We start from the raw sequence: 3,323 nt of genomic DNA, 5'->3' as shown, positions 1-3,323 counted from the left end.
ATACGCCCACTGCTACACCTCAGAGGACGAGCGACGGGCGGCCCTGCCAGCATGGCTCCACGAGTACAACCACCACCGACCCCACACCGCCTGCGGGAACAAGCCACCCATCACCCGCTTAACCAACCTGTCGGGTCAGTACATCTAGCGCTGAGGAGAGACCCAGTGGCGGCGCGTTGACAGGCCTTAGATCGGCGCGTCCGACTAACCTCGCAACCTCAGCCCCGCATGACGGACGCGTGGTCGTCTTGGACCGTGCCCCCGGCAAACGGCTCGGGGTGTACCACCTCGGCGGCGCCGTCACCTCCGCGCTGACCGTCAGCGGCAACCTCCTGTTCGCCCTGACCGACGACGGAACCCTGCACGCGCTTGCCGCGAGATGATGGTCCGCCCGCGCTGATTTCACCCTGCTCTCGAACCGAGGTCGATCGTGGTTTCGTACCGGCCTATCCGAACAACCAGCCCGAGCGCGGCCCTCAAGAAGCGCGCCGGACGCGCTTCCACAGCTCCGCGAACGCCTTGGCAGAATCCGAGGTCGGGGCGTAGACGCCTATGGGCGCGCGGTGCTCGCCCATGCGCTCCACGACGACGCTCGCGCCGACGTAGCCGTCGCAGATCTCCTTGTGCGCCGCAGGAAGCTGCTCGAGCGCCTCCACATGGGCGCGCTTTCGTCGGTCCACCTGTGAGAGGAATGCAACGAGCTTGACGTGGCCGCCGGCATCCTTGATCACACCGCGCACCTGCTCCAGCGAGCGCAGCCCCAGCGCCGACGGGATGAGCGGCAGAACGACGACGTCCGCTGCGCGCAGCGCGTTCTCGGCGACCAGCGACGCACCCGGCGGGGTGTCGAGGATGATGACGTCGTAGTGCCTACGGAGGGGCCTTAATGCCTCCGTCACGCGGGACGACGACTTCTTCGCCGCGTCGAGGGCAATGTCGAGGTCGCGGTAGCTCTCATCGGCGGGGAGCACGTCGATCCGGTCGAGTTTCGATTCGCGCACCGCCTTGTTCGCGGGCTTCCTGCCCCGCACGAGCGCCTCGGCGCCTCCTCGCAGATGCGGCTTCACCTGCAGCAGCCAGGTCGCCGCGGCCTGCGGGTCAAGATCCCACAGGAGAACGTCTCGCCGTTCGGATGCCGCCTGCCAGGCGAGGTTGACAGCGGTCGTCGTCTTTCCGACCCCACCCTTGGTGCTGTATATCGCGATCACCGTTGCCGCCACGGGGCCCATCCTGTCACGGCCTTCGTGGGAGTTTCTCGACGAGCTTCGCCGTAGAAGAGTGGCACGAGACCCGTCGTGGGGGATGTCGCGCGCGGCGCTCAATTCGGTGGGTGCGTAGTTTCCCGGACTGCCCAAGTGGCGTGCGTCCTTTCACCGCCAGTCGCTCTACGTGAATGGCCGCGATCTACGATCCAGAAGTGGTGATCTCAGTCGGGGTGCAGGCTGTGAGCGGACGAAGGTTCGCCGCGGTGCGATGCACGGTCTCACCCGGCGAAGTTGGCTCCGCGTGGGGTCCTGCGGTAGGCAAGGTCTGGGACTTTCTGCGCGGTCGGCCGGAGCTTTGAGCGGATGACGCGATCGACACCTGGGTGACAGCGCAGGCCAGGGGCTCTGCCGGGCACTCATGGGAGATCTACGGAGATCCGACGCCGAACCCGGCCGACACCGTGATGACGGGCCTGCATCTCCTCAGCTGATTGAGGAAGCGGCCCGACCGACATGGCGACCGACCCGCCGGTGCACCTTCATGCGGCCCTAGCGGCAGAACGCGCGCATGTGTCCTGAGGTAGCCCTTTCGCCGCCTGCGGGATGCCGGGCGTGCCTGCGCGGACGCACACCCAGGCCGGTCCATGCTGCCAGCGCGCGCCAGGTCACCGACCACACTCACGGCCACATCCGCCCTGTCGGAATGGCTGGCAACTCGTGCAGCGGACGACGAGGGACGTCTGTAGGTTGGGCCGACATCGTGCAGAACCGTGAGGAGGCCACGATGAATGTCAGCGGCGCCCACCAGGTAAGGACCGTGCCCCCGCCGGCCAGGTCCCGCGTGCTGGCGACGTTGGCTGCACTGGTGATCGCTGCGACGTGGTGGTTGGCACTGCAGCCGGGAGCAGCCGATGCGCAGACCAGCTTCGTCTCATGGATCAACGACCCACCCCCACCCCTCGGGACCGTGCTGGCGGTCACCAACCCGCTGTTCCGCCCCGTGCCCCTGGCCGTGGTCGGGCTCACCCTCGGCGGCTGGGTCATGGCCACCACCCGAGGCGCTCGATGGGAGGTGCTGCGGGCGATCGTTATCAGCGTCGCGATCTCCGAGGTGATCACCCAGACGCTCAAGCGCTTGGCCCACCAATCCCGACCGACCGCGTCGATCGTCGGGCTGGACGTGCACGGTTACCCCAAGGACCCCTACGGCGACGCCTACCCCTCCGCCCACACGAGTGTCGCCGTCGGCCTCGTCGCGGCGCTGTGGCCCTGGCTGACCTGGCCGCAACGGATTGTCGGCGTGATCCTCGCTGGCCTGGTGGCGCTGAACCGGCTCTACATTGGCGCGCACTGGCCCGTCGACGTGATCGGGGGCGCCGCGATCGGGCTGCTCTCCGGATGCGGATGCTGGTTCGTGGCCTCGAGATGGCCCATCGCGGTGGCCGCCTGACAGCGCTCGTCATCCGAGCAGGTTCACGGACGGATGAAGTCTCCTTTTGGCGCCCGCGAGACTCCCAAGCTTCGACCATCTCACCCAATGCACGGCAGGAAGCAACGCATGAGGTCTGCCCCATCTGGTGCGCGCAGGAACGGCGGGGTGCCACCCGATCGGTTGAATGCGAGCCCGTCGACATGCGTCACCTCGTCGCGGAGCGGCCATGCCCTTCCGCCGCATGACGGACGACGGCATCCCGCCCACTCTCCCGGGAGGGAAGGAAAACACCGACCCGTCTCACCCGACCCTGACGTACAAAGCGCCGGGACAGACACTGAAGGTGGTCCAGCGCGGCGACCCGAGCCTGCCGACCGCGTCACCGAGTCTGATGGATGTGCCTGATCGGCCGGTCCGCGGCAGCCGATGGGGGTAGCCTCCGAGATGGCCGGGCGCCATGGATCGGTGCCGATGAACTGCTCTCGACCGGCCGAGATGACCGTGCCCGTGGCGGGAAGGGGGTCAACAAAGCGTTCTGGTGTCGACGACGCTTGAAAACGAGGCCATAGCGACGGTCGAAAACGAGGCCACCCAGACAGATTGGATGGGTGATCTCAGTGGAGGATTGGGCTCTGATCCGGCGACTGGTTGCGGATGGTGTTCCGCAGCGTCAGGTCGCACGGGAC

Annotated in this window: 4 protein-coding genes; 3 read left to right on the top strand and 1 reads right to left on the bottom strand. The window is 67.3% G+C overall.

Translation table 11 applies throughout. The features are described 5' to 3' along the window. Nucleotides 1-148: integrase core domain-containing protein (locus tag AB4Z14_RS21980; RefSeq protein ID WP_442277025.1), on the top strand; the 148-nt coding region annotated here is incomplete at its 5' end. 91 nt (nt 149-239) lie between these two features. Further along, nucleotides 240-383: a hypothetical protein gene (locus AB4Z14_RS21975; protein ID WP_442277101.1), complete on the top strand. Its 144-nt coding sequence runs from the start codon at nt 240-242 to the stop codon at nt 381-383. A 93-nt stretch (nt 384-476) separates the two neighbouring features. Here the strand turns inward: AB4Z14_RS21975 and AB4Z14_RS21970 are convergent, their stop codons facing one another. Continuing rightward, complete coding sequence (locus AB4Z14_RS21970) at nt 477-1,220, bottom strand: ParA family protein (RefSeq protein ID WP_442277100.1); 744 nt, start codon at nt 1,218-1,220, stop codon at nt 477-479. Between the two features lie 745 nt (nt 1,221-1,965). On the opposite strand from AB4Z14_RS21970, the gene AB4Z14_RS21965 reads away from it, so the two are divergent. Then, nucleotides 1,966-2,655, top strand: coding sequence for a phosphatase PAP2 family protein (locus AB4Z14_RS21965; RefSeq protein ID WP_442277099.1), 690 nt, complete (start codon nt 1,966-1,968; stop codon nt 2,653-2,655). The last annotated feature ends 668 nt before the right edge of the window (nt 2,656-3,323 follow it).

This window comes from Terrabacter sp. 2TAF16 (assembly GCF_052115065.1).
Lineage (GTDB): Bacteria > Actinomycetota > Actinomycetes > Actinomycetales > Dermatophilaceae > Terrabacter.
This window is presented reverse-complemented; position numbering and strand designations above follow the sequence as displayed.